Annotated in this window: 36 protein-coding genes; 21 read left to right on the top strand and 15 right to left on the bottom strand. The window is 63.4% G+C overall.

Features of this window, described 5'->3' with window-relative positions; translation table 11 throughout:
* The 14 genes from EGH21_RS22590 to EGH21_RS22525 all read left to right on the top strand — a co-directional run bounded on the left by EGH21_RS22590 (position 1) and on the right by EGH21_RS22525 (position 13,157).
* Positions 1-192, top strand: a complete 192-nt coding sequence (locus tag EGH21_RS22590; RefSeq protein ID WP_220620668.1) for a hypothetical protein — start codon at positions 1-3, stop codon at positions 190-192.
* A 16-nt stretch (positions 193-208) separates the two neighbouring features.
* The gene (locus EGH21_RS22585) at positions 209-955 is read left to right on the top strand and encodes a hypothetical protein (RefSeq protein ID WP_220620667.1); all 747 of its coding nucleotides are present in this window, start codon (positions 209-211) and stop codon (positions 953-955) included.
* Positions 956-958: 3 nt separating this feature from the next.
* Positions 959-1,297 (top strand): hypothetical protein, encoded by a 339-nt coding sequence (locus tag EGH21_RS22580; RefSeq protein WP_220620666.1) that lies wholly within the window; start codon positions 959-961, stop codon positions 1,295-1,297.
* Between the two features lie 3 nt (positions 1,298-1,300).
* On the top strand, positions 1,301-2,221 hold the full coding sequence (locus tag EGH21_RS22575; protein ID WP_220620665.1) for a hypothetical protein: 921 nt from the start codon (positions 1,301-1,303) through the stop codon (positions 2,219-2,221).
* A 5-nt stretch (positions 2,222-2,226) separates the two neighbouring features.
* Positions 2,227-2,664, top strand: coding sequence for a hypothetical protein (locus EGH21_RS22570; RefSeq protein WP_220620664.1), 438 nt, complete (start codon positions 2,227-2,229; stop codon positions 2,662-2,664).
* Positions 2,665-3,183, top strand: coding sequence for a hypothetical protein (locus EGH21_RS22565; protein WP_220620663.1), 519 nt, complete (start codon positions 2,665-2,667; stop codon positions 3,181-3,183).
* The gene (locus tag EGH21_RS22560; protein ID WP_220620662.1) at positions 3,180-3,461 is read left to right on the top strand and encodes a hypothetical protein; all 282 of its coding nucleotides are present in this window, start codon (positions 3,180-3,182) and stop codon (positions 3,459-3,461) included. Before EGH21_RS22565 ends, EGH21_RS22560 begins: the two co-directional genes overlap by 4 nt.
* An 81-nt stretch (positions 3,462-3,542) precedes the next feature.
* Positions 3,543-4,532: a phage tail tube protein gene (locus tag EGH21_RS22555; protein ID WP_220620661.1), complete on the top strand. Its 990-nt coding sequence runs from the start codon at positions 3,543-3,545 to the stop codon at positions 4,530-4,532.
* A 12-nt stretch (positions 4,533-4,544) separates the two neighbouring features.
* A complete protein-coding gene (locus EGH21_RS22550) occupies positions 4,545-5,105 on the top strand; it encodes a hypothetical protein (RefSeq protein ID WP_220620660.1) in 561 nt (186 codons plus the stop codon).
* A 142-nt stretch (positions 5,106-5,247) separates the two neighbouring features.
* Entirely contained in the window at positions 5,248-6,354 is a 1,107-nt protein-coding gene (locus EGH21_RS22545) for a hypothetical protein (RefSeq protein ID WP_220620659.1), read from the top strand.
* Positions 6,351-6,935: a hypothetical protein gene (locus tag EGH21_RS22540; RefSeq protein WP_220620658.1), complete on the top strand. Its 585-nt coding sequence runs from the start codon at positions 6,351-6,353 to the stop codon at positions 6,933-6,935. The genes EGH21_RS22545 and EGH21_RS22540 overlap by 4 nt, the downstream gene beginning before the upstream one ends.
* A complete protein-coding gene (locus EGH21_RS22535) occupies positions 6,932-8,050 on the top strand; it encodes a hypothetical protein (RefSeq protein ID WP_220620657.1) in 1,119 nt (372 codons plus the stop codon). The genes EGH21_RS22540 and EGH21_RS22535 overlap by 4 nt, the downstream gene beginning before the upstream one ends.
* Positions 8,050-10,416 (top strand): fibronectin type III domain-containing protein, encoded by a 2,367-nt coding sequence (locus EGH21_RS22530; protein ID WP_220620656.1) that lies wholly within the window; start codon positions 8,050-8,052, stop codon positions 10,414-10,416. The genes EGH21_RS22535 and EGH21_RS22530 overlap by 1 nt, the downstream gene beginning before the upstream one ends.
* Positions 10,416-13,157: a fibronectin type III domain-containing protein gene (locus tag EGH21_RS22525; protein WP_220620655.1), complete on the top strand. Its 2,742-nt coding sequence runs from the start codon at positions 10,416-10,418 to the stop codon at positions 13,155-13,157. The genes EGH21_RS22530 and EGH21_RS22525 overlap by 1 nt, the downstream gene beginning before the upstream one ends.
* On the opposite strand, the gene EGH21_RS22520 is transcribed toward EGH21_RS22525, so the two are convergent.
* Positions 13,158-13,409 carry a hypothetical protein gene (locus EGH21_RS22520; RefSeq protein ID WP_220620654.1) on the bottom strand — a complete coding sequence of 84 codons (252 nt, stop codon included), beginning with the start codon at positions 13,407-13,409 and terminating at the stop codon, positions 13,158-13,160. It lies immediately after the preceding gene.
* A gap of 89 nt (positions 13,410-13,498) precedes the next feature.
* Between EGH21_RS22520 and EGH21_RS22515 the strand changes: the two genes are divergently transcribed.
* Entirely contained in the window at positions 13,499-13,981 is a 483-nt protein-coding gene (locus tag EGH21_RS22515) for a hypothetical protein (protein WP_220620653.1), read from the top strand.
* A 539-nt stretch (positions 13,982-14,520) separates the two neighbouring features.
* On the opposite strand, the gene EGH21_RS22510 is transcribed toward EGH21_RS22515, so the two are convergent.
* From EGH21_RS22510 to EGH21_RS22455, 12 genes are all read right to left on the bottom strand, one after another.
* Positions 14,521-14,931, bottom strand: a complete 411-nt coding sequence (locus EGH21_RS22510; RefSeq protein WP_220620652.1) for a DUF7970 domain-containing protein — start codon at positions 14,929-14,931, stop codon at positions 14,521-14,523.
* Positions 14,932-15,759 carry a ParA family protein gene (locus EGH21_RS22505; protein WP_220620651.1) on the bottom strand — a complete coding sequence of 276 codons (828 nt, stop codon included), beginning with the start codon at positions 15,757-15,759 and terminating at the stop codon, positions 14,932-14,934.
* Positions 15,760-16,501: 742 nt separating this feature from the next.
* Complete coding sequence (locus EGH21_RS22500) at positions 16,502-16,651, bottom strand: hypothetical protein (protein ID WP_220620650.1); 150 nt, start codon at positions 16,649-16,651, stop codon at positions 16,502-16,504.
* Entirely contained in the window at positions 16,648-17,193 is a 546-nt protein-coding gene (locus EGH21_RS22495; RefSeq protein ID WP_220620649.1) for a hypothetical protein, read from the bottom strand. The genes EGH21_RS22500 and EGH21_RS22495 overlap by 4 nt, the downstream gene beginning before the upstream one ends.
* A complete protein-coding gene (locus EGH21_RS22490) occupies positions 17,183-17,419 on the bottom strand; it encodes a hypothetical protein (RefSeq protein ID WP_220620648.1) in 237 nt (78 codons plus the stop codon). The genes EGH21_RS22495 and EGH21_RS22490 overlap by 11 nt, the downstream gene beginning before the upstream one ends.
* Before the next feature lie 261 nt (positions 17,420-17,680).
* The gene (locus EGH21_RS22485) at positions 17,681-17,920 is read right to left on the bottom strand and encodes a hypothetical protein (RefSeq protein WP_220620647.1); all 240 of its coding nucleotides are present in this window, start codon (positions 17,918-17,920) and stop codon (positions 17,681-17,683) included.
* On the bottom strand, positions 17,920-18,111 hold the full coding sequence (locus tag EGH21_RS22480; protein WP_220620646.1) for a hypothetical protein: 192 nt from the start codon (positions 18,109-18,111) through the stop codon (positions 17,920-17,922). Before EGH21_RS22480 ends, EGH21_RS22485 begins: the two co-directional genes overlap by 1 nt.
* Positions 18,108-18,287, bottom strand: coding sequence for a hypothetical protein (locus tag EGH21_RS22475; protein WP_220620645.1), 180 nt, complete (start codon positions 18,285-18,287; stop codon positions 18,108-18,110). The genes EGH21_RS22480 and EGH21_RS22475 overlap by 4 nt, the downstream gene beginning before the upstream one ends.
* A complete protein-coding gene (locus EGH21_RS22470; protein WP_220620644.1) occupies positions 18,280-18,522 on the bottom strand; it encodes a zinc finger domain-containing protein in 243 nt (80 codons plus the stop codon). The genes EGH21_RS22475 and EGH21_RS22470 overlap by 8 nt, the downstream gene beginning before the upstream one ends.
* A complete protein-coding gene (locus EGH21_RS22465) occupies positions 18,512-18,691 on the bottom strand; it encodes a hypothetical protein (RefSeq protein WP_220620643.1) in 180 nt (59 codons plus the stop codon). Before EGH21_RS22465 ends, EGH21_RS22470 begins: the two co-directional genes overlap by 11 nt.
* On the bottom strand, positions 18,681-19,307 hold the full coding sequence (locus EGH21_RS22460; RefSeq protein ID WP_220620642.1) for a DnaJ domain-containing protein: 627 nt from the start codon (positions 19,305-19,307) through the stop codon (positions 18,681-18,683). Before EGH21_RS22460 ends, EGH21_RS22465 begins: the two co-directional genes overlap by 11 nt.
* On the bottom strand, positions 19,291-19,521 hold the full coding sequence (locus EGH21_RS22455) for an ArsR family transcriptional regulator (protein ID WP_236035768.1): 231 nt from the start codon (positions 19,519-19,521) through the stop codon (positions 19,291-19,293). Before EGH21_RS22455 ends, EGH21_RS22460 begins: the two co-directional genes overlap by 17 nt.
* 223 nt (positions 19,522-19,744) lie before the next feature.
* Between EGH21_RS22455 and EGH21_RS22450 the strand changes: the two genes are divergently transcribed.
* From EGH21_RS22450 to EGH21_RS22425, 6 genes are read left to right on the top strand one after another with little or no spacing between them, the layout of a single operon-like run.
* On the top strand, positions 19,745-20,191 hold the full coding sequence (locus tag EGH21_RS22450) for a hypothetical protein (RefSeq protein ID WP_236035767.1): 447 nt from the start codon (positions 19,745-19,747) through the stop codon (positions 20,189-20,191).
* On the top strand, positions 20,191-20,625 hold the full coding sequence (locus EGH21_RS22445) for a hypothetical protein (RefSeq protein ID WP_220620640.1): 435 nt from the start codon (positions 20,191-20,193) through the stop codon (positions 20,623-20,625). Before EGH21_RS22450 ends, EGH21_RS22445 begins: the two co-directional genes overlap by 1 nt.
* Entirely contained in the window at positions 20,625-20,957 is a 333-nt protein-coding gene (locus EGH21_RS22440) for a hypothetical protein (RefSeq protein WP_220620639.1), read from the top strand. The genes EGH21_RS22445 and EGH21_RS22440 overlap by 1 nt, the downstream gene beginning before the upstream one ends.
* Before the next feature lie 30 nt (positions 20,958-20,987).
* Entirely contained in the window at positions 20,988-21,407 is a 420-nt protein-coding gene (locus tag EGH21_RS24290; RefSeq protein ID WP_236035766.1) for a hypothetical protein, read from the top strand.
* Positions 21,400-21,564, top strand: a complete 165-nt coding sequence (locus EGH21_RS22430) for a hypothetical protein (protein ID WP_220620638.1) — start codon at positions 21,400-21,402, stop codon at positions 21,562-21,564. Before EGH21_RS24290 ends, EGH21_RS22430 begins: the two co-directional genes overlap by 8 nt.
* Positions 21,561-21,791 carry a hypothetical protein gene (locus EGH21_RS22425; protein WP_220620637.1) on the top strand — a complete coding sequence of 77 codons (231 nt, stop codon included), beginning with the start codon at positions 21,561-21,563 and terminating at the stop codon, positions 21,789-21,791. Before EGH21_RS22430 ends, EGH21_RS22425 begins: the two co-directional genes overlap by 4 nt.
* On the opposite strand, the gene EGH21_RS22420 is transcribed toward EGH21_RS22425, so the two are convergent.
* Positions 21,792-22,535, bottom strand: coding sequence for a DUF4352 domain-containing protein (locus tag EGH21_RS22420; RefSeq protein WP_220620636.1), 744 nt, complete (start codon positions 22,533-22,535; stop codon positions 21,792-21,794). It abuts the gene before it with no gap.
* 599 nt (positions 22,536-23,134) lie between these two features.
* Positions 23,135-23,383 carry a hypothetical protein gene (locus EGH21_RS22415; RefSeq protein WP_220620635.1) on the bottom strand — a complete coding sequence of 83 codons (249 nt, stop codon included), beginning with the start codon at positions 23,381-23,383 and terminating at the stop codon, positions 23,135-23,137.
* Between the last annotated feature and the right edge of the window lie 82 nt (positions 23,384-23,465).

Here is a 23,465-nt window from a genome sequence, read left to right as displayed (position 1 = left end):
ATGAAGACGTTCACCATCATCACTACCTCGGGCTCGTTCGACGTCGACGGCGAGCGCTGGACGCGCGACGACAACGGCGACGTCTACGTTTACGCCGACGACACTACCGACGCCGACCCTGTCGCAGAGGTCGATGCGCCCGAGTTCACCGCGATTTTCGATGCCAACCACGGCACACACGTCAGAGACTAACAAACCACTAACACCAATGTTCCACTACGAAAACTTCACGAACGAACTCGAACAGGAGGGTCGTGTCGAAACGGCCCTTATCGGCCTACGCTACGTGGGCACGAACAGTTCTGTCTCGCCGAACCAGGCACGCCAGCAGGGCGGCTGGCCCGGGACACAACCCTTCCAGGCCGGCGACGTCGTCGAACGCGACGAGGACGGGACGGTAATCGAGCGGGAGCCGGGCCCGATGCAGATTGGGCTCAACCCCGACTGGCTCGACGACACTGTTGAGGGCGGCTCCCTCGCCGGCCTTGAAGCGCTACCGGACATCGAGGTCGTCTACGACGAGGCCGAGCTCGCACAAGCGATGCTCGACGCGAACTACCTGCCACCCGACGTGTTCGGCTCACCCGGCGACCAGACCGGCGGCCAGCGGACGGCGCCAGACTTCGAGATTCGGGAGGCCGTGTTCGAGTTTTTCGACGAGCTCGAGGATCGTGGCTCGGGCCCCGGATCCCATCAGATGTACCGCGAGCAGCTGGCCGACATCGCCGGCGTCGACCTCGCCGGCGAGGACGACTCGCCGACCGACAGCCAGCGGTCCCAGCAGTACGTCGACGATCACACTCGCGCCGAGCTGAAAGACGCCGTCGACGAACTCCGCGAGGGGCCCGAGGACATCAGCCTGCAGAACGGCAAGAGCGACTTCGCAGAGTGGCTCGCCAAGCAGGACGCGGCCGATGTCCGGGCCGCGCTCGAAGACGACGACAGCGAGGAGTGACTGATGCCAGTTAAGTCCGACACAGGCACCTGCAGTGAACCCCGAGAGCAGGAACAGCTCTGGCCAGCTCGCCGGCACCCAGACGAACTCATCCTACCGGACGTCCACCCAACGCGGTTTCCCGGCACGTGGGTAGCTATCTTCGAAGATACAATCCCAAACGACCAACGCAATGGTCTGTTTCTCGAGGGGTACCATCTTTACCGAATCCGGCTACTCGAAGGCGGCAGGGCGCAGGTCATCATACGGGAAGAGGACCGTCCAGACCGCGACGACGAGCATCAGCACGACGCGACAGACCAGCGCTACGAACAGTACGACCCACGGAAGCGCGATTACTGACCCATGCCCGTCCCGTACTGCACTGACATCGACGTCGTCAGGAAGTTCAACCCGCAGCTGGGTGAGGCAGCCCTAGAGGCGAACGACTACATCGGGAACGAAGATCGCGAGCAAATTCGCGCTCGCATCGACGCTGTCTCCGACCAGTTTGATGAGAGCACTGGCCGGGCGATGCGCGAGGTTCGCGTCGGGTCGCCGGGCTCGCCCCGTACCTACGAGTACTACGATGCGCAGCGCCAGCGCCATCGTTATCCGCTGGAAATTGACCTCGACCACGAGGACATCGTCCCGATCGACCCGGGCGCCGGCGACACGCTCGAAGTGCGAGACGGCCGCGACTCGTGGGACGATATCACAGCCGGAGAGGGCGACGACTGGTTCCTCGACTACGACGACGGCGAACTCAAAATCTTCGAGCTGCTAGTCAACCGTATCTACTTCGAAGCCCGCAACGAGCGCTACCTCCGGGCAACCTATCGACACGGTGCCCTCGGTGGCGGCCGTCGCCGCGGCGGCCAGACCACGCTCGCCAGCCAGATTGATGACTCGGCGACGTCGCTGTCGGTGGCTGACAGCGCTCGCCTGCCGGCCGATGGCGGCGTGATGCTAGTCGGAACCGGTACCGATGCCGAGTACGTCAGGGTGACCGACGTCGACACGAGCACGGACACACTCACCGTGGCGCGTGGCATCCGGGCGACCTCGGCGGCCAGTCACGCCAGCGGTGATACAGTCCACTACTGCCCGCTTGAGGTCCGTGACGCAGTCGCCGCAAAGACTGCTCGCGAGCTCCTGCGCTACGAGGACTGGGTCGACGAACTCATCGAGGCGGGCAACGGCCTCGGCGCGTCCGACAAGATGGATGCCTGGGAGCAATCATGGACTGACGCCTGTGCGAATCACTCGGCCGTACACAGGATGTGAGCTGCATGGAGATCGACAGCAGCGAACTCGAGGCCAAGTTCGAACTTCTCGGTAAGCAAGAGGCCATGGAGGCTGCCAACCGCGCGTTCTCCTCGTCACAGGAGAGGCTGACGAAGGTCGGCGACAGTCGAGGCTACGAAGTGTTCCCCGTTGTCCAGAGCGGCACGCCGCCGGTGTGGGACGAGACGGAGAATGCCGCCCGCTTCGAGTACTCCCACCCAGCAGCGTACTACTTCGAAGTCGGCACGCAGACCCACGAGATTGTCGCCGACGACGGCATGCTGGCTTTCGAGTGGCCCGATGCACCGCCTGAAGTTCAAGACATGTTCGAAAGCACGTTCCCGACGGTCTTCTTCAAGAGCGTCGAAGTCGAGGGGATCGACCGCATCGACTTCGTGAAACAAGGGCTCGAAGACGCTCGTGACTGGCTGGAGGGTCGGTAGATGTCGATGACCGAGATGCAGGCTGCTCAGGCTCTGCTCGACACAGAGTGGGAGACGACCATCAGCGACCGGACGACTGACGTTCCGAAGCCGACCATCGTCCTCCAGCAGAACGTCTCCCAGTCCGACCTGAAAACGGAGCCGTATGCGCGCATCGTCGACGGCGGCGGCAAGACGTTCGAACCCCGCGGCTTCGGATGGACACACCAGCGGATCGAGGCGGACGTCACAGTCGAACTACGGACGGCGGACCGTCGCGTCGACGGCGGCGCCACGCAAGACGGCCACGAAGAGATGTTCGGCGCTCGCAGCGGGACCGGCGAGCCCGACCGGTACGTCGGGCTGACTGGGGAGACACGCCGCATCCTCGAGGCCAACCGCAAGGGCTTCGCGGAGTTCTGCAACGTTTACTCCAGCGAGATCCGCAACGAGAGTTCGGCCGAGGGCAAGAACTACTACCGGGCTGACGTGGACATTCGCTTCGTCCAGGAAGCCGACCAGATCAATCCCGCACCATGACTGAGGGCGAACTGCCGGCCCCGCCGGAGGACCGACCCGACGCCGAGCGACAGGCATGGTTCGAGGGGGCTGCGACGGTTGCCCAGCTGCAGGCAGACCAGTGGGCGATCATCGCGAAGCAATATCGCGAGGCCGCCGAGGATCTCGGCCACGAAGACGACCCCGACGACGTCGACGATGAAGACGATGGTCCTGGCGAATGTCCTGACTGCGGGATGGACCGGGTCAAGGCGATGGGCGGCGCCGTCTGCCCGCGTTGCGGGCCCGATAACGACTAAACCGATGATTCACACGACACTCCAGACCTACGGCGAGATGCATCGACCAGCAACCGGTATCCGCGGCGGAGGTGATGGCTGATGGGCGGCGTTCCAACCGGTGCAGATGTTCGCACCAACATCCAGTGGGAGAGCGACTTCCGCAACGCCGAGTCCAGCCCCTCGCCGTTTGTACCTGGCGCCGGCGGGACGCTCGAGACCGCCGAGGCCGTGAACAACATCACGCGCATCACCAACTTCAGCAAGGACGTCGCTGCGACGATGAAAGCCGGCGCGTTCGAGGGGGCCTGGAGCCTGTCGTGGGACCTCACGACGCCGTGGTGGCTGCGGTCCATCTTCGGGGCGCCCAACACCACGGACAACGGCGACGGCTCGTACACCCATGCCTACTCGTTGGGCACGGGCGATCCCGATTCCTTCCAAATTCTGGAGGGGTACGAGACGTCGACGGCTGCCGAACGCGCGCTGAAGGGCTGCGTTACTGGCTCCGTTCGCATTGAACCGTCCGTCGACGATGATGGCGGCAGCCGCGTTACGATGGATGGGTTCTACGCCATCGAGAACACAGATACCGGCGTCTCACTCACCAGCCAGGACACGATCGACGAGGACGTCCTCAACTACGCCGACGCCACGCTGAAGCGCGACGGCTCGGCTGAGGCACTCGTCCAGAACGCGACGCTGGACCTGTCGTGGGAGGCTTCGCGCGCCATCCAGACGTTCGGCTCGCGCTTCGCAACAGACTATCTCGTCGGCCTGTTTTCCCCCAACCTCGACTACTCGAAGCTGAAGACCGACGCCGCGGCCCTGCAGGACGTCTACGGCGGGGCGTCGGCGACGGTCGTGCAAGAAGACATCGAGAACAGTGTCTCGGCCGAACTGTCGCTCGACAACGGCAAGGCAGCGGGCTCGGGCATCAACCAGCACGTCTACTCGCTGTCTGGCACGTATCCCGATAGCTACGGCGAGGACGGCGCCGGCCAGCCCACGGAGGCCATCACCGAGAACCTCTCGCGGCCGACGACCAACGTCACCGTCGACGTCACCAACGAGACCGCGACGCCGCCCTGACGTAGGATCATCATGACTGACAACACAACTACCAACACCAAGAGTAGTACCGACTCCGAAGCCGATCTGAAGAGCGTCGCGACCGGCGGCGACACAGCGACGGTCGACCTCGAGGGTCTCGTCGAGAGCCTCGAAGCCGAGGCCGAGGACCTCCGCGAGCTACGGGAGGAGGCGAAAGAGGACGAGGACGTCCAGTGGCCGCCAGAGGAGTACCGCGGCATGCAGCGACCGGTACTGGAGGTCGAGCACAGCGCCGAACTTGTCCGCTCGGACATCGAGCGCTTTGGGGGGTCGGAGATCGTCATCACGAAGGCACGCGCCGGCGAGATTGCCCGAGCGAACGACCTCGTCGCGACGGACTCGCTGCAGTCTGACCAGGACGCCCGCGCGAACGTCGAGTCGAGCAAGCACCGACTCGTGCAGGTCTGTGTCCAGCAGGTGCCGCCGGACACCCCGACCGACGCCAAGGGCGAGCTGCAGACCACGGCCTTCGAGACGCCGACGTTCAACCACCTCCACCAGAAGGTGCGGAACTTCAACCGCTACGGCAAGCTCGAGCTCGAAGATTTTTGAGATACATCGCCGATCCGGAGTATCGACAAGTGATCGTGACCACCCTCGCGAGGCAGGGACTCACGCTTGACGATTACTACGTCGAGGACCTCCTCGCACTGCTCAAACAGGCATATGACATACAGCAACAGGGAGGGCAGTGATGCCGCGTAGAGCCGAGCTCGCCGGCGTCATCCGCCCCGAAGTTGACGACCGCCAGCTCGAACAGGAAGCCCAGCAGATGGAGAATCGGCTAGGGAAGGCTGCGCAGTTGACCCCTAGCATCGACACGGGACAGATACAGCGGCAGCTAGAGCGGGCCATCCCCGGCGGCGGCGTGATCGGGACGGCCGTCGACGCCGTCCGTGGGGCGGGTGGTGGCGGTAGTGGCGGCGGCGCCGGCGCTGGCGACGCTCTGTCCGGGTCGGGGAACGTCGAACTGGCGCAACTCGAGAAGCTCAACGACATCCACGACGAACTCGAGAAGATCGGCGTAAGTGGTGGTGACGGCGGTGGTGGGGGTACCACGATTATCGGGAGCGGAGGTGCCGGTGCGCTGGGCGGTCTTCTCAGCACGGCCGCCGTCGCCGGTGGCGCACTCACTGGTGTCGGCGCGGGTATCGGAGGTGCGCGCTATGCGATGGGACAGGGCACGTTTGGACGTGCTGGCCGACAGGCGCTGCAAGGCCGGAAGAAATTCGAAGGGGTGAGCGGCGCTCGAAACGCGATGCAGGATCCACTCGGGGCGCTCGCGACCGGCGCAAAGAACCTGTACGATCCATCAGGGCTGCTTGAAACAGGCGTCCGCGCAGCAGGGTCGAAGATTCGGAATGCGGCGCCGCAGTCGTTCGTCAACGAGGTCGACAGAGGCGTCAAAGGTGTCAAAAACCTTCCATCGAAGATTGACGACATCCAAATCGAGAAGCCACAGTGGCTATCCAACCTTGACCTGCAGAAACCGACATGGCTATCGGACCTTGGGACACTGCAGGAACCGACGTGGCTGCAGAACCTCGGCACACTGCAGCAGCCGGCGTGGCTGTCGCAACTTGACCAGAACATCTCCATCCAGGAACCGCCGTGGCTGAATGCGCTCAGCAACATCGGCCTCAACTTCAACGTCGACCTTCCCGCACCGAAGTTCCAGCTCGGGACTGGACAGCTTGAGCGTGAGCTCCGGAGTGCGTTCGACGACTTCCGCGACGACGTCGTCGACGACGCGGTCAAGCAACTTGAGCAGGAGTTCACCGACGTGTTGGGTGGTGTATGACTGTCCTGAACAAGGCTGTCCTTGTCGTTGAAGCCGATGTCGACGGCGACGGCACCGCTGAGACCGGCGAGTTCCACATGAGCGGCAACCTCAAAATCACACCCAGCATCCGCACTGGCTATCTCATCGGTGGACGTGGGTCGACAGTCAACTCAGTCGCCTCGAGTACGAGCGGGTCAGATCAAGCCAAACGGCAAGGGTTCTATCTCGACCTCGGTGGCGGTGCTCGCCTTTATGAGATCGAGTTCGATCAATGGGAAGGCTCAGACGATCAGTGGGGCAACACCGGCGATAGTTCGTCGGTCAGTCAAACTGACGCGACTGGCGCGGCGCCGATGACCCAACTCGAAGTGCTGATGGAATATCTTGCTGTCGCCGAGATCGATTCCCGAAACCCTGCGACACTGCGGTGTGGTGAGCACCACGCTAACGGACTGTACGACGAACTCGACGTCGCCGTCGAAGGCCCACAGGGAACTCGCTCCGCCGAAGACGGCTCGTGGTGGAGCGGGAACATCACACTGGTAACGCTGCAGTCGCTCGAGAAAACTATCGACGGCGCTTCTCAGACGATATCATGACCGACAGAGAACTCTACGTAATCAGGGCTCCGACCAGTGTGCAGACCAACGCCAAGCGGCGAGGTCGGCAGAAGACCGCCGCCCAGGGCCTCCTCAATTCGGATACTGGCTCGGTCCAAGCTATCGCGACAGAGCCGGGTGAGAAGGACATCCGCTTCGAATATCGCGGACAGTACGCCGAGAAGATAGTGTCCGAACTCAAGGAGCTCGCGAGTAGCTCGACGATCGATGAGGTACCCTACGCTGCGGTCTCCGAGTCGACGCCGTCTGATGGCTACTACACCGTCCAGTCAGCGTCCGCAAATCGGAACGACCCTCGCACGGACAAACTCCAGGTCTTCGATGGCGTGCTAGTCGAGGCTGGCACTCGCGCAAACAAGCGCCGCGTCGTCCGCCTGAACAAGAACCAAGCCGACCATCCGTTCGGTAACGAGACGACCGCCGAGGTCGCGGTGCCAGCGACGGCCACACAGGTGCAGTGGCTGGACCGCGAGACCGAATCCACGTCGGATCCGTCGCTGGTCACGACCCGCAGCGCCGAACTCGGCGACGTCGAGATCTACGACCTGCAGGCGGCGCCGTACGCCAACGCCACGCTCGTCTACGACATCCCCTACGCCGACGAGGGGCCCGTCGACGTGCGTGTCTGGGACGAGCGCGGTGTCGGTTCCCGAACCGACGCAGATGGCGTCCTGCAGTTTCAAAAAGTCTTCTCGACGGCCCACGAGTACTCGGGCGAGCGCGTCATCTCCAACGGCCTCGTCCGCCTGCGCGTCGACCAGTCGCCAGCGCTGTCGGTCGAGCGCTGGGACGACGGCGCCGGGGAGTGGACCAGCCAGTCACTCGGTTCCTCGTCGTGGAGTGTCTCCGATATCGACATCCGCCACATCGGGATGGCCCGCGCCGACGCTCGCGTGGTCTTTGCGGACGGCAGCAGTGAGTACCCGCTGGACGTCTCGATCAAGCGCGGGTGGACGGACCCGCTGTGGATGGAGATCGACGGCGAGGGCGGGACGGAGCCAAGGGTGGCGGACCTGCTCGACCCGGCGGCGAGCGAGCAGCTCTACGACCCCGGCGCTGATCTGGGTCTCGTCAACCGGGCGGTGGTGCAGTAATGCCGACGGAGACGTTTTCGTACACGGGCAGTGAGCAGACGTGGACCGTTCCTGATGGGATCCAGACCGTCGAAATCGAGTGCTACGGCGGGTCGTCCGGGACATACGACGTGGACCAGCCACAGGGTGGAGATGGGGGCTACGTCAGGGGCGAACTCTCCGTCTCGCCGGGCGAGACGCTGTATATCTACGTCGGCGAGATGGGAGGAAGTGGTGACAATTCTGGCGGCTGGCCGAACGGCGGTAGCGGGGCCTACGCCGAGTACGAAAACGATCCGGACACCTTCGGGACCAACTACGGGGCCGGTGGCTCGTCGGACGTCCGGCAGGGCGGTAGCACGACCGATGACATCGCTATCATCGCTGGCGGCGGCGGCGTTGACGGCCTCGTCCGATCTGAAGGTGTCGAAGAAGAGAGCGATGGGACCGGCGGCGGCGGGCAGGCCCCGGACGCGCAGGACGTCGATTTCACGGCCGGTGGCGACGGCGGCGCGGCCAGCGGGTTTCAAGGCGGCGATGCCGACGTGTACGAGGGCACTGACGTATTCGCGATCAGCGGCGCCGGCGGTGGGGGGCTCAACGCTGGGACCGCCGGCGAGGCGGACGGCAACGAGGCGGCTGGCGGGGCCGGTGGCGATGGTGGCGTGCCCGGCGGCACCCAGTTAGAGGCGACCGTCGGCGGCGCGTCCACTGGCGACGGCGAGGTCGTCATCAGCTACACGGAGCCGGCGGAGCCACCGAACAACGTCGATGCGACCTACGTCGCGGACGATCAGGTTGACCTCTCGTTCGACGAGGACACATCCGGCGGCCCGGTCGACCACTTCGACGTGGAGATCATGCGCGACGGCGCGTCGTGGGAGGACCCAGCGGGCGGTCCGTCGGACCCGACGAGCGACGGGACCTACAGCTACGGCCCGGCGTCGGACACCACCTACGGCCGACAGGTCGGCATCGACTCGTCGTTTAAGTTCCGCGTTCGGGCCGTCAACGACGCCGGGTCCACGACGTGGGTCCAGAGCGACACAGTCCACACGACACCGGTCCCGCCGCACAATCCGAGTGTTAGCCGGCCTGATGCGACAACGGCGGCCATCAACTGGACCACGACAAGCGACACCGTCACGGAGGTCAACGGCCAGTACCGGAAAGACAGCGGTAGCGGGTACGGGTCGTGGAACGCGCTCGGCGGGAATCCCAAAGACAGCGGCGAGACCATCGGGCTGGACAGCGACGCTCGGTATCAGTTTCGGGTCCGGTCTGAGGGGCCGGACGGTAAGACCAGTGCGTGGGTCTACGCCGATTACGGCAACGACGGCAACGTCTTCTTCAGCGACGACTTCGAGAGCGGTGACACGTCGGCGTGGGACGCGGTCAACAACGACAACGGAAGTGCGCAAGTGCAGGGCGGCAGCCACTCGGACACCGGCATCAGCGGCCCCGACGAGGGGTCGTACTACTGGGCCGGTACCGGCGAGGACGACACCGAAGGGACGTGGCTGCAGAAGGACCTCGGCGACCTCTCCGGCGAGAGCGACGTGTTCGTCAAGTGCGCGTTCGCGGTCGGGTCGCTGGATAACGCCACCGAGAACTTCGGCATCTCGTGGTACGATGGCTCCGCGTGGCAGGACGACATAGCGCGGATCTACTGGGAGCACAACGAACAGGGCTGGTTCGAAGTCTCCGCGCGCGTCCCCGACTCGTATCTGTCTACTGACAACCGCATCCGCGTCGGGACGACAACCGACGACGGGATGTTCTCCGGCGACTTCTTCGCCGTCGACCGGGTAGTCGTGAGCGACATCCTGCACGAGTACACGACCCCAGCAGCGCCGACGGACTGGTCGCTGGACACCAGCGTCGAAGACGAAATCACGGCGACGTGGACGAACAACGCGGCGTTCGCTGATTATCAGGACATGCGCATCGGGCTGGCCGAGAACGGCACCAGCTACGAGGCAGCGCTGGGGCCGACCGCGACCAGCTACACGTTCAGCGGGCTGTCCGACGGGCAGGACTACATCGCGGGCAACGAGACGTATGTCGTCCAGTACCGCAACGGGTCTCAGTCCACGTCGTGGTTCGCCGACGAAGTGACGGCCACCGCTGTCACGTTACTGCCCGCTCCGACCGACCTCGCGGCGTCGAACGTCACCGCCGACTCGGTCGACCTCTCGTGGACGGCCAACCACGACTACGGCGACACGCTGGTCCAGTACAGGCCGACCGACGTGGGGTCGTGGACGACCTTCGCGACGGTCTCGCGGACGACAGAGACCGAGACCATCACCGGCCTGCGGAACGGCGAAGAGTACGATGCTCGCGTTGTCGCGAACACTGAGCACACCCAAACGGAGGACAGCTGATGCCGGTCCAGTTCACCACCGATCTCCCGGACGTCGCACAGCCCGACCTCGGTAACGGCGTCGAGGACGAGATCGCCGTCGACTGGACGGACGTCATCAACTACGGCGAGTACGCTGTCCAGTATCGCGAGACGACGTCGTCGACGTGGCTCGCCGGCCCGACCGTCGACGACACTGCCTCCAGTGCGACCATCACTGGCCTCGAAGACGGCGAAGCGTACGAAGTCCGCATCCGCACGCAGACCGAGCACGTCGATGGCGCGTGGACGACGCCGACGTCGATCACGACGAAGTTCCCCGGCGCCTCCTCGCTCTCCGTCGACGCCGTCACGACAACGTCGGTCGATCTCTCCTGGACTGACAACTCGGACAACGAGGACGGGTTCGAGATCCAGCGCGCGAAACAGTACGACACGGGCTGGGGGCCGTGGCGAACACTGGACGACCTGGCGCCGAATACGACGTCCTACACCGACGACACCGCCCAACCCGAGCGGGAGTATCGCTACCGCATCTACGCCTACACAGAGGACACCGACGCCTACTCCAACACGGTCAGCACGACCACGACCAGCGCCGGCGTCCAGCAGCGCCGCGTCCCCGCCACCGGATGGCACGTCGAGATCGATCACCCCAACGCAGCGGCGCCGCTCACGCCCCAGGTCTTGGCCGACGGCGTCGAGTTTCCCCACAAGGTGAACGCCCTTCCAGAGATCCGCATTCCTGTCCCCAAATCCGACCACTGGCTGCGCTCCGATCAACTGGAGGAACAGCCCATGCGCGTCTGGTACGAGGGCAAGCGCTTGCCGATCACGAAACTTCAGAACGTGCGCGAGCGGCCCGACCGCGTCATCCTCGAGGGCAACGGCGGCGACGCTCTCAAAGAGCGCGTCCAGGCCGAGTACGTCGAGGAGGAGGTGCCCGTCGCCGTCCGAAGTCTCGTCGACCAAACGGGACTGGCTCGCAACGTCGACGACCCGCAGTCGACCGTGACGACCGACAACCGAATGCAGTCGGCCGACTCGACGAGTGAGTGGCAGGACCGGTTGGCGAGCGTTCCGTCGACGGACCCGACACTGGTCGAAAATGGCAAGCTGACCTCGGACCAGACGGCGTGGTTCGTTGAGGCCGAGAACGCCGACACACAGCTCATCATCAACTCGGAACTGTCGACCCCCGGCGACGTCGCGAGCAACGAGACGATGCTCAACATCACCGAGTACGAGCTCAACAACACGCATCCGGAGGTCAGCCACACGTTCACCACCGAGCACGCAATCCCGGCCGACCAGGTCGGCGTCGCGATGCGCGTGGAGTTCTACGGCGACCTCGACAGCAACAACCTCTCGCACGGTGTGACGCTGTTCGTCGACGGCAACGAAGTCGGCGCGTATCCGCGCAACGTCGACACCAACGGACTGGTGTGGCACACCTCGGTTGGCGCGGACAACATCAGCACGCTGTCGGCAGGCGATCACGAGGTGACGGCCAAGGTCACTGAGCAGGGCACCGCCGACGAGCCAGGATTCAACATCGACTGTGTCGCGTTCTACGACAACCGCTACACGCCAGGCTTCACAGAGAACGTCAGTAACGGCGTCATCGAGGGGCCGGACCTGCATCCCGACGGCGTCGAGCGCCAGACGCAGGATGCGACGACGTTCTTGTCGGTCGTCGCCGGCGAACTGCAGTCGGCGTGGAACGACACGAGCGGCGACCAGCAGGTCGCGATAAGCAACGATCAAGCGTCGAACTGGCTCACGGCCGCCAACTCCTCGTCCGTGTCGGGCTCGTTCACATCTGCGACGGCCCAGATCCGCGCTCGCTTCCGGCTCTCGGGCTTCGATACTGACCCGTCGACGTCACCGGCCGGTCGCAAGCAAGCCCACGAGGTCGACCTCTACGACCTGTATGCCGACCTCGACGACACGCCGTTGCTCATCAACAAGACGTACGACGAGCAGGCTCTCGAGGCGCTGCAAAACATCGCGACCTTCTCGGATTCAATCTTCGCGCTGACGTGGGACGAGTCCATCGGCGGGTTGCGCGTCCAGTGGACCCAGCCCGGCCAGCGTGTGCAAGAGACGGACGCCGATCTCATCGACTACGAGACGGCGAAGATCAACTCCGGCAGCTACGACAAGATCGTCATCAAGGGCCAGAGCAAGTCCGTCCAAGAGGAGTCAGTGACGGCGGACGTCGGCAACGCCGTCGCGCTCGACAACAGCCCCGTCGTCGAGGGATCGGGTCGTGTCGCAGCGACGGATGGGACGGTCTACGTCGAGGGTGAAGATTACGAGTTCAATCGGCTGCCCGGCGAGTTGGTCGCCCTCTCCGGCGGGGCGATCAGCGACGGCGAGTCGTTGCTCGTCGACTACAACTGGAAGGTCTCGGGCAGTTATACGGCGCCGGACGCTCCCTCGAGTCCGAAGACGCTGGTGCGGGACGTGCCCTCGCTGCCGTCGAGTCGGGGGTGTGAGCAGGCAGCGCTCTATCTCTATCGCGTCGTCGACGAGCCACTGGTCGAAGCCGAGGCGACGCTGGACGAGTTGCCGCCGACGGTGAGTATCGTCGAGACGCTCACGATCCCGGACCTGCCGACGGCCGGCGAGGCCGTGGAGTTACGGGACATCCAGCAGTCCACCGGCTCGCCGACCGTGTTGCTGGGCAGTCGGTCGACCATCAGTGACGCTCTGCAAGACATCCGGTCGCAGTTGCAGGCCGTCAGCAAGATCGTCTGATTAGGAGCGGAGTCGGTCGATCACCCAGCTCGTGCCGTCGTCCGTTCGTGGGATATCGTTCGCGAGGAGAGACTCGTCCTCACGATCGACGTCGAGGATGCCGGTCTCGAGGACGTTCGGTGCGTCCTCGCGATGGCCGATGAGGGTGAGTGTCAGGTGGTCGTCGGTCTTGCCGGTCACGACCTCGATTTTCTCGACGTCGTCGAACGCGACGGTCGTCCACCCATCCGCCTTGCGGGCCCGGAGATCCATGGACGGTGATCCGCCGGCCGTCGTCAAGACTGCATCGGCGACGGCGCCAGGCAGCGCGGCGTCGCACCCCCCGTTTTCGAGCTGTAACCATGATCTGGCCAGACCTCATCACGTTCAGACGCATCGCTCTCCCGCCGCTGGAGCGCAACGAGCGCCGCCTGTTCGGTCGGGACGTCATGTTCTCAAAGCCCCTGCAGACTCGGTGTTTCGCCGGCGTCGTTCGGGACGCCGACGTCGACGACGTCCGCTACGAGTTGCTTGCGATGGACGACGTCTATCCCGTCAACACGGCCACGCTGAAGTACCACGAGACCTCGCAGGGCCGGGCCTACGAGCGTGGGTCGTACGCGTTGCGTCCGGACGGCTTCTGGAGCGAGTATCAGTATCACTTCAGACTGTGGTCTCACGAGGAGGGCATCGGCGTGTCGGCCCACTACGAGCTCAACCCGTGGGTGCGGCCGCGTGATCACTACGCCGGCGTTGACTGGCAGCCCCAACCCGGCATCGAGAAAGCGTGGGCACTGCTCGATATCGACTCGTCGAAGACGGCGGACGGCATCCTCCCGCAGTAACCCGAGTGGCTAACCAACATCGGCGCCGGTACGGCGGCCGTGTTGGTTAGCGGACCCCAGTAGTTCCGCTGTTTCTTAACCTACATCGAGACTACTGGCGGTCGTGCGTTGGTTAAGACTCGTCGACGACCAGCGGCAGCGCTGTCTCACTGCCCCCATCCCCCCAGATAACAATCAGTATTTGTGTAACTGACACCACGTTTCCGCTGTATCCCGTCGCTGTATGGTGGTTTTCGCACTCGAAGTGTGGGGTTGCGCCGTCAGAGAAACACTCGAAACGCCGGGGCGTCGGGTTCGATATAGCGTATAGCGCTATACAGAGTTGGAACGCTCCCCCAAATTTAAATGAAATCGCTGCCGCATTCTGAGCATGAAAGTTACCCTCTCGCGCGATTTGTACCACGACCCTGATGGCGACTGTTCCATTCTCCAGATGGTTGGCCACAAGTCTCCAAACGAGTATTTGGACGAAGACGAGCTTGCACAGTCCGACTACGAGCCCTGCGAAGACTGTTTTCCGGGCCGAGTAGAATAATCGATCACTCGGCGTCGTAGCCCCACTCGCGTAGCTGGTCGGCGACGTCGTCAAGGTGCTGATCAAGCGCGACCTGGTAGGCGGCCTCGCGGATGTCCAGGACGAGTGGTTCCTCGCCGACCAGCGACTCGAGGTCGGCCTGTGCCTGACTCTCTAGCTGCTGAGTGTCTTGCTGGAGGAAGAACTGGACCATCTCGCGGCCGTCCTTGGCGTTGTTGCGGGTGAACAGCCACGGATAGCCCGACGAGGACACACCACTGTTTCCGCTGTTCTCGTCGCCGTCGTCGACGCTGGTCTCGTCGTGTTGGGCCTCGTTCACTGTGTCGGCCTCGTCTTCGGATTCGCCATCGCCGTCACCGGCGTCGACGTCGGCGAACGGATCCTCGCCGGAGCCCGACTTCATGCCGTTGCCCATCTACGCCACCTCCTCGATGTGCGTCGCGAGCTCATCCAGCTCGGCGAGCGTCGCCTCCTCATAGTCGTACGCCGCCCGGACCTCCTGCGTGTAGTACGCCGGCGGGTACTGCTGGTCCCAGCACCCCTCGAAGAGTGACGACCGGTCAGCGATGGCGACTGGCGCGTCGAACCCGAGGTCGCGGATGCGCTCGAGGTACTTCTGCTGGTCGCTCGTCGAGCCGATGCCGTTCGGGATCACCGCCAGCACGCCGACGTCGATATCGAGCGAGTCGCTCAGGTTGAGGACGACGTCCTCGAGGCCCTCGACGGACTGCATCCCCTTGCCCGTCGGCTCGACCGGCACGACTAGCGACCGCGTCGCGTGGATCGCGTTGTAGAGGTGCGGGCCCGCGGTCGCCGGCGGGTCGACGATCAGCGTGTCGTAGTCAGTCATCACGTCGGCGTCGATGAGGACCTCCAGGAGGCGTTCGTTCGGCGAGAAGTACTCGCCGAGGTCCTCGGCCATCTCCTCCGCTCGAGAGAGCAGGCTAGGCAGGTTTTCCAGCATGTCGTGGTTGGGTATGAGGTCGAAGCCGTAGCCCGTGTCGTGGACGAGCTCGTCGAACTCGCCGAGCGGCCGGTCGATGAGGTGCCGGCCGATGTTGTCAGCATCGCCGTCGTTGCGAGGAGCATCGACGCCCAGCAGGTACGTCAACGAGCCCTGCTGTGGGTCAAGGTCGATGGTGAGGACGTCGCGACCGTGGTCGGCGTGCGCCGTCGCGAGCGACGCGGCGAGCGTCGTCTTGCCGACGCCGCCGGCCTCGGAGTAGACCGTGTATGCGAGCATGTCTCACTGGTGAGTCTAACCCGTCATAAACACTCGTCAGACGTACGTGACACACCAACCAGTTAGACTGGTCGGTTAGACTTGCAGGTTAGACTTGCAGGTTAGGATGCTGAGTTAGACTAACTACAGTTGCTAACCAACACCGGGGCAGAAAGGCAGGGTGTGTTGGTTAGACGTTGTCGGCGAGGAAAGTTGCCATCAAGAGGATGCGGCTATTCTCTTAGAAAATCACAGCTGACATGGCAAGTACATCAGCTATCCACTCGGGCGATTCGCAAAGCAACCATTGCCCAATCTCAAACATGAGGTTATCACCAAATGGTCCCCCAGTACTCTCACACACCATATGTATCCCTACTATCAGAAGCTCTAAATATCTTCTGGCTGACTAATCATCGGCAGTACTCTGGAGCGTGGCCTGTTCGCGAGAGACAGTCAGTCGCGAGCAGATCATATGGGCCGATGCGAGACCAGTGCCTCCGATGATTTCCGAGCAGACTCTATGGTCATCGCTGTGCTGGTCGATAAGATGCTGGGCGACGTCGTCAGCGGCTTCCGCACCAGTAGACGAGTATCCACAAAGGTCGCACCGCCAACCGATACGCTTTGGGATGCCTGCAGTCTTCATCGCGCATTCGCACGAGCAGTGGCGGCCCAGCGTGTCACTTGCATCGCCGCCGCAGACGACACACTCATCCGGGCCGTCGCCGGGACAGCCGCCCTCGAGATCAAGGCCGGACATCTACGCATCAGCTCCGAAATCGGCGAGCGTGGAGTTGTCCGAGTTGTCGCAGTAGGGCCGCGGGCAGTCACCCTCTTCGTAGAGGGCAGTATCGAACTGCTCGAAGCAACCATCGCACATCCAATACTCATCGGCGTCGGCGACGTTCATGCGGTCTCACCACCGACGAACGCCTCGAGCGATGCATCATCCCAGTTCGACGGGTTGCAGTCCTGGTGGATCCACCCGTCTGGTGACTGGTCAGCCTTCGTCGCGTCGACGGCGAGCCCGCACTTCGCGCACTCGCGCTTGGCCCACGGCTTGATGTCGAACCCGAACCCCGTGATCTGCAGCTCGTGGCCGGTGACGGGATCTTCGCCGTGCGGGTCTCGCTGCGAGGGCAAGACGTCGGCGTCGACGAGGTCGAACGTCTTCTTGGCGCTCTTCCGGTCGACGCTCTCACGAGTTCGTTCGGGGATGTACCCGAGGTTCGGGATGCAGAGCCGGTGGGCCTCGTTGCCGAACCCGTCTGCGTACGCCGAGCGGATGCAGGCGAGGCCGAAATCTGTCTGGACGTAGTAGGACAGACACGGCCGCGGGTCCTCGTCAGCGTTGACGTCCCAGCAGCCCTCGTACTGGCTGTCGTAGACGCGGAGTGCCGTCGACTCGTCGACGCGGTCGAGCAGGTCCGACGGACTGGACTCACTCGTCATCAGACTCACCACTCTGTGGCAGCTCGCCGTCGTCGAGAATGTGGTCGTACGCCCACTTCCGGAGCTCGTCGCTCAGTGCGTCGTCGTCGGTCGCACTGGCGTACGACAGCAGCGCCTCACGAGCGGCCGGGTCGTCGGCAGGCTCGAGGACGAAGCACTCCTCGACCGGTTCGCCGTCCCTGTACACCTCGTACTTGTCGTAGAGTCCGTTTGCAGTCTGAGTCATCTAGTCGTTACCTCCCGAGCAGTCCCGACAGAGATACTGGATGTCGGGGTAGTAATCGTCAGGAGCAGAGACATCCACTGTCTCCATGTCCTCTTGCGGGCCGTCGCGACCACAGCCTATGCAGCGTCGCATCGGCGGTTTCGAGCCGTATTCGCGGGCGCACGGGTCGCAATAGTCACCGTTCCCGAGGCCGGTGTGGACACCACATCGAGAGCAAGCTTTTGGATCCTCGGTCGAATCGCGGCGTTCGCTAGTGGTCATCTATGCATCACCGTCAGCGTCGGAGTTGTCTGGCCGGATCACTTCGTCGACGAACGGCAACTCCAGCAGCATCTTCTCGAAGTCTCTGCTGCCGAGCTTGTCGAACATGACCAGCGCCTTGCCGTCATCCATCGACCGCATCGATGCTTTTGCGACCGGGTCTCCGAAATAGCCCCGACCGGCTTTGATGTCGACTGGCTCTCCGTTCTTGAACTTCACGCGCAGCTCGTCGAGTGTCATCAAACTCGCACCCGTGTTGTGTTGCGTAAGCCTTCGACGTCTGGGCCACAGTCAGGACAGACCGTGTACTCGCGGTCCGAGCCAGGCCCACAGACCCAGCGTTCGTTGTCGCACGATTCGTACCGGCACGGCAGCAGGACACAGGCCGGATGCAGCTCGCGGACGTCGACGTAGTCCTCGAGGTCGCTCATCGTTTCGCCCTCCAAAGCGAATCCTCGTCGGGTCGCTTGAACACGGCCGTGCAGTCGCCGAGACACTCGCCGTGGTTGGCGATTCGCAGGACGCGCCCGTCGCAGAACGGACAGATGAACTTGCTCTCGTCGTCGTTCCAGAGTTCGTACACCTCTGGTTCGACCTGGTCAGCCATCGGCGAACCTCCCGAGGCCGTGCTGGCTGGCCTCACGACATTTCTGTTGGTCCTGCCGCTGGTCCTGACACCGGCCGCACAGCCAGTCGCCGGCGAGCGTCAACTCCGACGTCTTCGCACCACAGCGCTTGCACTCGCCAGGCGCCGCGCAGTCGACACACAGCATCTCGTCGCCGAACTCCCGGACGACGGCGCCGCGCGAGGTGACGCCGCACTGCTCGCACTCACTCGGCATCGAGTGGCCCTCCGACGTAGCGCGGTCGGCCGTAGACGCCCTCGGCAACCATGTGGTCGGCGACGCAGTCGTCCAGCCCCGACGGCAACAGCGTGAACAGGTACCAGCCGAGATCCCGAGTGTGCTGGTGATCGAAACGGGCGTCGACGCGGTCGGTGTCAGTCGCCATCCAGCATCGCCTCCTTCGCCTGCTGGATGCGCTTGTACGCCTCGCGATCGCCGCCGTTGTCGGGATGCTCGTTCGCTGCGAGCCGGCGAGCGGCCGCCTTGATCACGTCGTCCGGGGCGTCCTCGGCGAGACCCAGCACCTCGTGCGGCGCCTCCGTCGACGCGACACCGGACCCGTCGCCGGCGACGATGACGTCCTCGTTCCCCGAGGGCAGCTGCGCCGTCGCGAACTCGTCCTGGCCGGTCTTGACCGGTCGGTTCGACATCTTCCGCTTCTCTTTGATGTAGAGGCCGATGGTCCGGACGTTGTCCCGGAGGTCGTCGTACTCGTCGACGGCGATGCAGTACTGCTCGCCGTCCATACTCCAGCGGACGACGGCGCCGGGATCCGACGGGTTCGCGTTCGCGTACGGGCGGCCGTCGTTCTTGCGGTGGGGTGCGGCCGTCGAGAGCCGCCAGTCGTCGACGCCGAGGCGGTCCTCGAGTTCGGTCTCGATGTGGGTGATGGACTTCGCCAGCGTCGTCGAGTACTTGTGCGTGCTCTCTCGCCGTTGCGTTCGCGATGCCCACGCCGGCCAATCTATCTCGCCGCCGGTGCGGTCAGTCTTCGACGTCATCACCACCCTCCCGCGGGTCGCTGACAAACTCGAACAGGCGCGTACCTTCATGCACGCACTTGATGTGCTCACCCGCTTCGAGCACGTCCAGTCGATTATACACACTGTTCCGTGAGAACCCAGTCCAGTCTACGAGCGCCCCTTTCGTAGCGCGCCCTTTCTTCAGCTCATCGAGTATCGCCTGATCCGTCTTGGTGAGGTCCTCGGCGTCCATTGGTGGATCTGCTTGTGCAGACGCCATGTGCATATATCCCACCTGTGCGCACTTAGACCTTTCTGTAAGACATGTCTGTCAGCACTGTAGATTAGACTGTGCAGATTGCACAAGCTATAAGTCACTGGGGGTAGATTGTACTAACATGAAGCGCGGGAGTTCGGCGCAGAAATCGGCCGACGGGCGCGACAACGCCCTCGACCGTGCTTCGAGCAACCGAAGCATGAGCATACACACGCGCACCGGCAATCAAACTGCCGGCACGACCCGAGTTTGGAAGTGGAACGATACGGCGAAAGACCCCATGATCATTCCCGATTCGTGGGCCCAGGCAGGCGGTTACGAGACGGCCGACAACGGCGAAGAGCAGTTCTTCGCCGTCGAGGTCCGGTTCGGGATCCTCCTCGAGTACGACACCAACAGCGCCGGTGAGGCGGCTGGCGTCGCGAACCGCGAACGTCCCGGCATCCGGACGCTCTACGTCTCCGAGGATGGCGGCCGCGCCATCGTCGTCGAGTCTCAGGCCGAGCGGTCAGGCAGCAGCATCACGCCGCGCGAGGACTGGGCGAGCATCATCACCCGACCCGCCGGCGCCGGCGACGAGGTCGACGCCGAACGTCGCGACGCGTACCGCTCGCTGATCCGCGACCTCTACGAGGTGGACAACTGATGACGCGCCGGTCGCCTGCCTCGAAGCAGATGCAGTCTGACTTCGCCGAGCGGTTCGCTGACGAGTTCGACGAGGCACCGCTCCACAACAAGGTCTGGGACGACCTCGGCGAGGACGACCAGCTAGCTCGCCTGTGCGACGCGGCTGCGATGGCCGACGCCGCTGCGGACCTGCGAGTCAGCTACCTCGGCGAGGACGTTGACCATCTCGAACCGATCGAAGAGGCCGAAGGGACGCTCGGCTGGGTTGCTCGGCAGCGAGCCGTTGAAGCGGTCGCCGAAGTGTGTGCGACGCTCATTCAGGACGGCGACCAGTGGGTCGAAGAGGGCCACTGGGAACAGACGACCATCGACGGCGCGAAACAGGAAGCTCGCGAGTGGCTGCAGACCCACACGACGGAAGCCGAGCGCGTCGGCGCGCTGGAGGTGCTCTGATGGCCGACGAAGTCCAGCGCGTTATCGGCGCGTTCGAGGACGTCGTCGCGATCGAACACGACGAGGATGCAGGCCTGTTCCAGGTCGTGACGTGGTGCGATACGTACCTCGCCATCCCGACCGAGGGTCAGCACCTCTGCCCCGACGTCGAGTACCACCTCGAAGGCAACGACCGCTGCAAGCACCAGTGGGCAGTCGATATCGTCCGCGGTCGCGTCGACGCGCCGGCGCCGTGGCTAGTCGTCGACGATCTCGACCAGCGCTCGGAAGACGGTGACAGGTTTCCAGACTTCGACGAGTTCGAGGCCGGCGAGGTGAGTGCTGATGTCTGAGCATCTACACATCGATAACGGGGGGTCGCGATGACGGACGACAGCGACGAACCCGCACTCGGCAGCCCCGAACAGCGCCTGCGCGAAGCGCGCAAGCAGGCCCGGCTAGCTCGCGAGGACCTCAAACCCGATACCCCACAGTGGCATCGGGCACAGGCTGCCGTCGAACACTGCGAGGAAGCCATCCAGGCTATCGACGGCGGGCCGCGGCCCGATGGCGGAGCGGTCCTCGAGGACGATGACGCGTCGGCAGCTGTCCACGACCGGCTGTCTGTCACGTACCAACCGACGACGGGCCCGCACCGTCGGCTGCGGCTTGAGCCCAGAGCCGCCGACGGCGGGATGTGGCGCTACACCGAAGTCTGGACTGGCTGTCAGTGGCGCACCGAGGGGCGCGAGCCGGTCGACGTCCTCACGATCGAGCGTGAGGGGGAGGCGGCCGATGTCTAAGATGCAGTACGGGGAAGGGCTCGTCGACTGGGCCCACTTCGAGATGTTGCCGTTGTCGCGAGCTGCCGTCGGGGTCTACATCCCACTCCCGCTCATCGGACGCACGCTCCTGCTCGCGTACCGTCGCAGCGGCGGTCCGGAGGTGGACCTACAATGAACAGACCCAGCAAGCGCTCGTTCGCCGACCCTGATACGCTGTTCACCCTGATCAGGAGCGACACGCCCGTCGACGTCGACGGGTTCAAGCTGGGAGAGCCGACGGGCGAGGTCGAGTGCGACGAGTGCGGCCAGTCGGCCGCAGCGCCGGAGTACATCAATCACCTGCCGGACTGCTCACAGGCGGACGTCCGCAGCGAGTGGTACTACGACATCCACAAGCAGTGACTACGCACTGACGTTCACCGGCATCGACGCGTCTTTTTCGAACTGTACTGCCGTCCGCTCATTGTAGTACGCATCCTGATGGACGATCAGCTCTACGGAGGTGGTATCCTCCGGGATCGAGAAGGCTACCCAGCCATCAAACGTGGCGCCCTCTCTCAACGTCACGCCTCGAAGATCACCTGACGTACTGCCGAAAAGTGCCTGGTACTCGTATTCAACGCCATCAGACAGTGCGCGAAACAGTGTCGGCGTCAGGTCGATAGAGCTCGAGGCGTTGTTCGTTAACTGCATCCTGACGACCAGATACTTCTGCCCCTCTTCAGCGTCGTACGACAAGGAATCGTCTGGCGTTGGGTCCACCGCGGACTGGGCACGAGCATTCCAGACGACGTTGAGGCTCTGTGTGGCTGGTGGGTCAGCATCTTGCGCAGTCACTGAAACGTTCGAGACATCGCTGCCGGCCCCAGTCGGGCCCGACTGCCCAGACCCATCTAGCGCCGCAGCGACGAACATCCCCATCGACGCCACTGTCAGGAGCACGACCAGCCCGACGACGGCCGCCGCCGAGAAGCTGACGTCTAGCCGCGTGTCGAGGCTGCGGCGGATGACTGGTAGCGCCACTGCCCCAGCGATGATGAGTGCCACACCGGATGCCACACTCACGAACGCGAAGACGAGGCCTGCGAGGATCGCAGCTAAGCCGAATAAGTACCCAACTACGTTCCGAAGAGTGATTTCCACCATATCAAGTACGTGTCAGGCTCGCACAAACAGTCTTTCCCCATGCTGCAGGGGCTAACCAACATTCGGGGGTGCACGCCGCCGGTGTTGGTTAGCGATGGTCGGCCCACCCAGTTCCGGAATTAATACTACATTTTATGTACCCTTTTGCTAAATTCTGCGTTTACTTTCACTTCCACACGGGTGTTCGAGACGGCCGTGTGCCTGCCAGAAACCCGGCGCAAACGCCACAATCCGCACATTTTTACTTCCACTATGGTTCCCAGAAAAAGGACTATACCCCCACCTCTCGTCATCCTGAGATGTACCGTGTCAGCAATCATGGCCGACGGGTCGGCGCTAGCCGACGCGCACGACGAAGTGGTGATAGACCGTGAAGATGAGCCCTATCGGTGGCGGTGTCCGAACGGACACACGACATGGGACCGGACCAACTCGCACCTCTGGTGCCCGAGTTGTCGCCGTTCGATGGAGCAGCAAGGCCGCTGGAGCATCATGCAAGTCGAGAGTGCTGAGCACTGGGAAATAGTCGACGAAAAGACTGGAGAGACGATCCCCTACGCTGCTGTCAGATTCGCGGAGGACGCGTAATGACGGTGGCTTCAGTCAGCGGTCGTCGGCGGGACCTTCGGATTTCCCTCGAGGAACTCCTCTATCGCTCCAACCTCCTCCTGGAGTTCGTCCTCAAGGTCTGTTATGGACTCTTCAACAGACTCCTGCAACAGATCACTCATCGTGAGCTTATCGTCGCTATCGGCCAGTGCGTTGTGCAGATCTATCAGACGCTGCCACCGATTCTTCTTATCTTCGCTGATTCTGAACGTGATACGAACGTCCTCATCATCACCCATGTCTTACAGTATGACCATGTGATTAAAAGCCGTTTACCCATTAGTCCCGTCATATCGTCATACGGCACGACAAGATTTATTA

Origin of the sequence: Haloarcula rubra (assembly GCF_019599465.1) — an archaeon.
GTDB lineage: Archaea > Halobacteriota > Halobacteria > Halobacteriales > Haloarculaceae > Haloarcula > Haloarcula rubra.
The sequence above is the reverse complement of the archived record's forward strand: the minus strand, read 5'-3'. Positions and strand labels throughout refer to the sequence as shown.

Coding starts and splice junctions, on each gene's coding strand:
- EGH21_RS22465 (WP_220620643.1), bottom strand. CDS start 18,691: ATGGCGACTGACACCGACCGCGTCGACGCCCGTTTCGATCACCAGCAC.
- EGH21_RS22430 (WP_220620638.1), top strand. CDS start 21,400: ATGTCTAAGATGCAGTACGGGGAAGGGCTCGTCGACTGGGCCCACTTC.
- EGH21_RS22500 (WP_220620650.1), bottom strand. CDS start 16,651: ATGAACGTCGCCGACGCCGATGAGTATTGGATGTGCGATGGTTGCTTC.
- EGH21_RS22445 (WP_220620640.1), top strand. CDS start 20,191: ATGACGCGCCGGTCGCCTGCCTCGAAGCAGATGCAGTCTGACTTCGCC.
- EGH21_RS22535 (WP_220620657.1), top strand. CDS start 6,932: ATGACCGACAGAGAACTCTACGTAATCAGGGCTCCGACCAGTGTGCAG.
- EGH21_RS22545 (WP_220620659.1), top strand. CDS start 5,248: ATGCCGCGTAGAGCCGAGCTCGCCGGCGTCATCCGCCCCGAAGTTGAC.
- EGH21_RS22415 (WP_220620635.1), bottom strand. CDS start 23,383: ATGGGTGATGATGAGGACGTTCGTATCACGTTCAGAATCAGCGAAGAT.
- EGH21_RS22515 (WP_220620653.1), top strand. CDS start 13,499: ATGATCTGGCCAGACCTCATCACGTTCAGACGCATCGCTCTCCCGCCG.
- EGH21_RS22480 (WP_220620646.1), bottom strand. CDS start 18,111: ATGAGCGACCTCGAGGACTACGTCGACGTCCGCGAGCTGCATCCGGCC.
- EGH21_RS22440 (WP_220620639.1), top strand. CDS start 20,625: ATGGCCGACGAAGTCCAGCGCGTTATCGGCGCGTTCGAGGACGTCGTC.
- EGH21_RS22570 (WP_220620664.1), top strand. CDS start 2,227: ATGGAGATCGACAGCAGCGAACTCGAGGCCAAGTTCGAACTTCTCGGT.
- EGH21_RS22495 (WP_220620649.1), bottom strand. CDS start 17,193: ATGACGAGTGAGTCCAGTCCGTCGGACCTGCTCGACCGCGTCGACGAG.
- EGH21_RS22505 (WP_220620651.1), bottom strand. CDS start 15,759: ATGCTCGCATACACGGTCTACTCCGAGGCCGGCGGCGTCGGCAAGACG.
- EGH21_RS22555 (WP_220620661.1), top strand. CDS start 3,543: ATGGGCGGCGTTCCAACCGGTGCAGATGTTCGCACCAACATCCAGTGG.
- EGH21_RS22510 (WP_220620652.1), bottom strand. CDS start 14,931: ATGGGCAACGGCATGAAGTCGGGCTCCGGCGAGGATCCGTTCGCCGAC.
- EGH21_RS22580 (WP_220620666.1), top strand. CDS start 959: ATGCCAGTTAAGTCCGACACAGGCACCTGCAGTGAACCCCGAGAGCAG.
- EGH21_RS22490 (WP_220620648.1), bottom strand. CDS start 17,419: ATGACTCAGACTGCAAACGGACTCTACGACAAGTACGAGGTGTACAGG.
- EGH21_RS22550 (WP_220620660.1), top strand. CDS start 4,545: ATGACTGACAACACAACTACCAACACCAAGAGTAGTACCGACTCCGAA.
- EGH21_RS22540 (WP_220620658.1), top strand. CDS start 6,351: ATGACTGTCCTGAACAAGGCTGTCCTTGTCGTTGAAGCCGATGTCGAC.
- EGH21_RS22485 (WP_220620647.1), bottom strand. CDS start 17,920: ATGACACTCGACGAGCTGCGCGTGAAGTTCAAGAACGGAGAGCCAGTC.
- EGH21_RS22590 (WP_220620668.1), top strand. CDS start 1: ATGAAGACGTTCACCATCATCACTACCTCGGGCTCGTTCGACGTCGAC.
- EGH21_RS22475 (WP_220620645.1), bottom strand. CDS start 18,287: ATGGCTGACCAGGTCGAACCAGAGGTGTACGAACTCTGGAACGACGAC.
- EGH21_RS22455 (WP_236035768.1), bottom strand. CDS start 19,521: ATGGACGCCGAGGACCTCACCAAGACGGATCAGGCGATACTCGATGAG.
- EGH21_RS22530 (WP_220620656.1), top strand. CDS start 8,050: ATGCCGACGGAGACGTTTTCGTACACGGGCAGTGAGCAGACGTGGACC.
- EGH21_RS22425 (WP_220620637.1), top strand. CDS start 21,561: ATGAACAGACCCAGCAAGCGCTCGTTCGCCGACCCTGATACGCTGTTC.
- EGH21_RS22470 (WP_220620644.1), bottom strand. CDS start 18,522: ATGCCGAGTGAGTGCGAGCAGTGCGGCGTCACCTCGCGCGGCGCCGTC.
- EGH21_RS22460 (WP_220620642.1), bottom strand. CDS start 19,307: ATGACGTCGAAGACTGACCGCACCGGCGGCGAGATAGATTGGCCGGCG.
- EGH21_RS22420 (WP_220620636.1), bottom strand. CDS start 22,535: ATGGTGGAAATCACTCTTCGGAACGTAGTTGGGTACTTATTCGGCTTA.
- EGH21_RS22575 (WP_220620665.1), top strand. CDS start 1,301: ATGCCCGTCCCGTACTGCACTGACATCGACGTCGTCAGGAAGTTCAAC.
- EGH21_RS24290 (WP_236035766.1), top strand. CDS start 20,988: ATGACGGACGACAGCGACGAACCCGCACTCGGCAGCCCCGAACAGCGC.
- EGH21_RS22450 (WP_236035767.1), top strand. CDS start 19,745: ATGAGCATACACACGCGCACCGGCAATCAAACTGCCGGCACGACCCGA.
- EGH21_RS22525 (WP_220620655.1), top strand. CDS start 10,416: ATGCCGGTCCAGTTCACCACCGATCTCCCGGACGTCGCACAGCCCGAC.
- EGH21_RS22565 (WP_220620663.1), top strand. CDS start 2,665: ATGTCGATGACCGAGATGCAGGCTGCTCAGGCTCTGCTCGACACAGAG.
- EGH21_RS22560 (WP_220620662.1), top strand. CDS start 3,180: ATGACTGAGGGCGAACTGCCGGCCCCGCCGGAGGACCGACCCGACGCC.
- EGH21_RS22585 (WP_220620667.1), top strand. CDS start 209: ATGTTCCACTACGAAAACTTCACGAACGAACTCGAACAGGAGGGTCGT.
- EGH21_RS22520 (WP_220620654.1), bottom strand. CDS start 13,409: ATGGATCTCCGGGCCCGCAAGGCGGATGGGTGGACGACCGTCGCGTTC.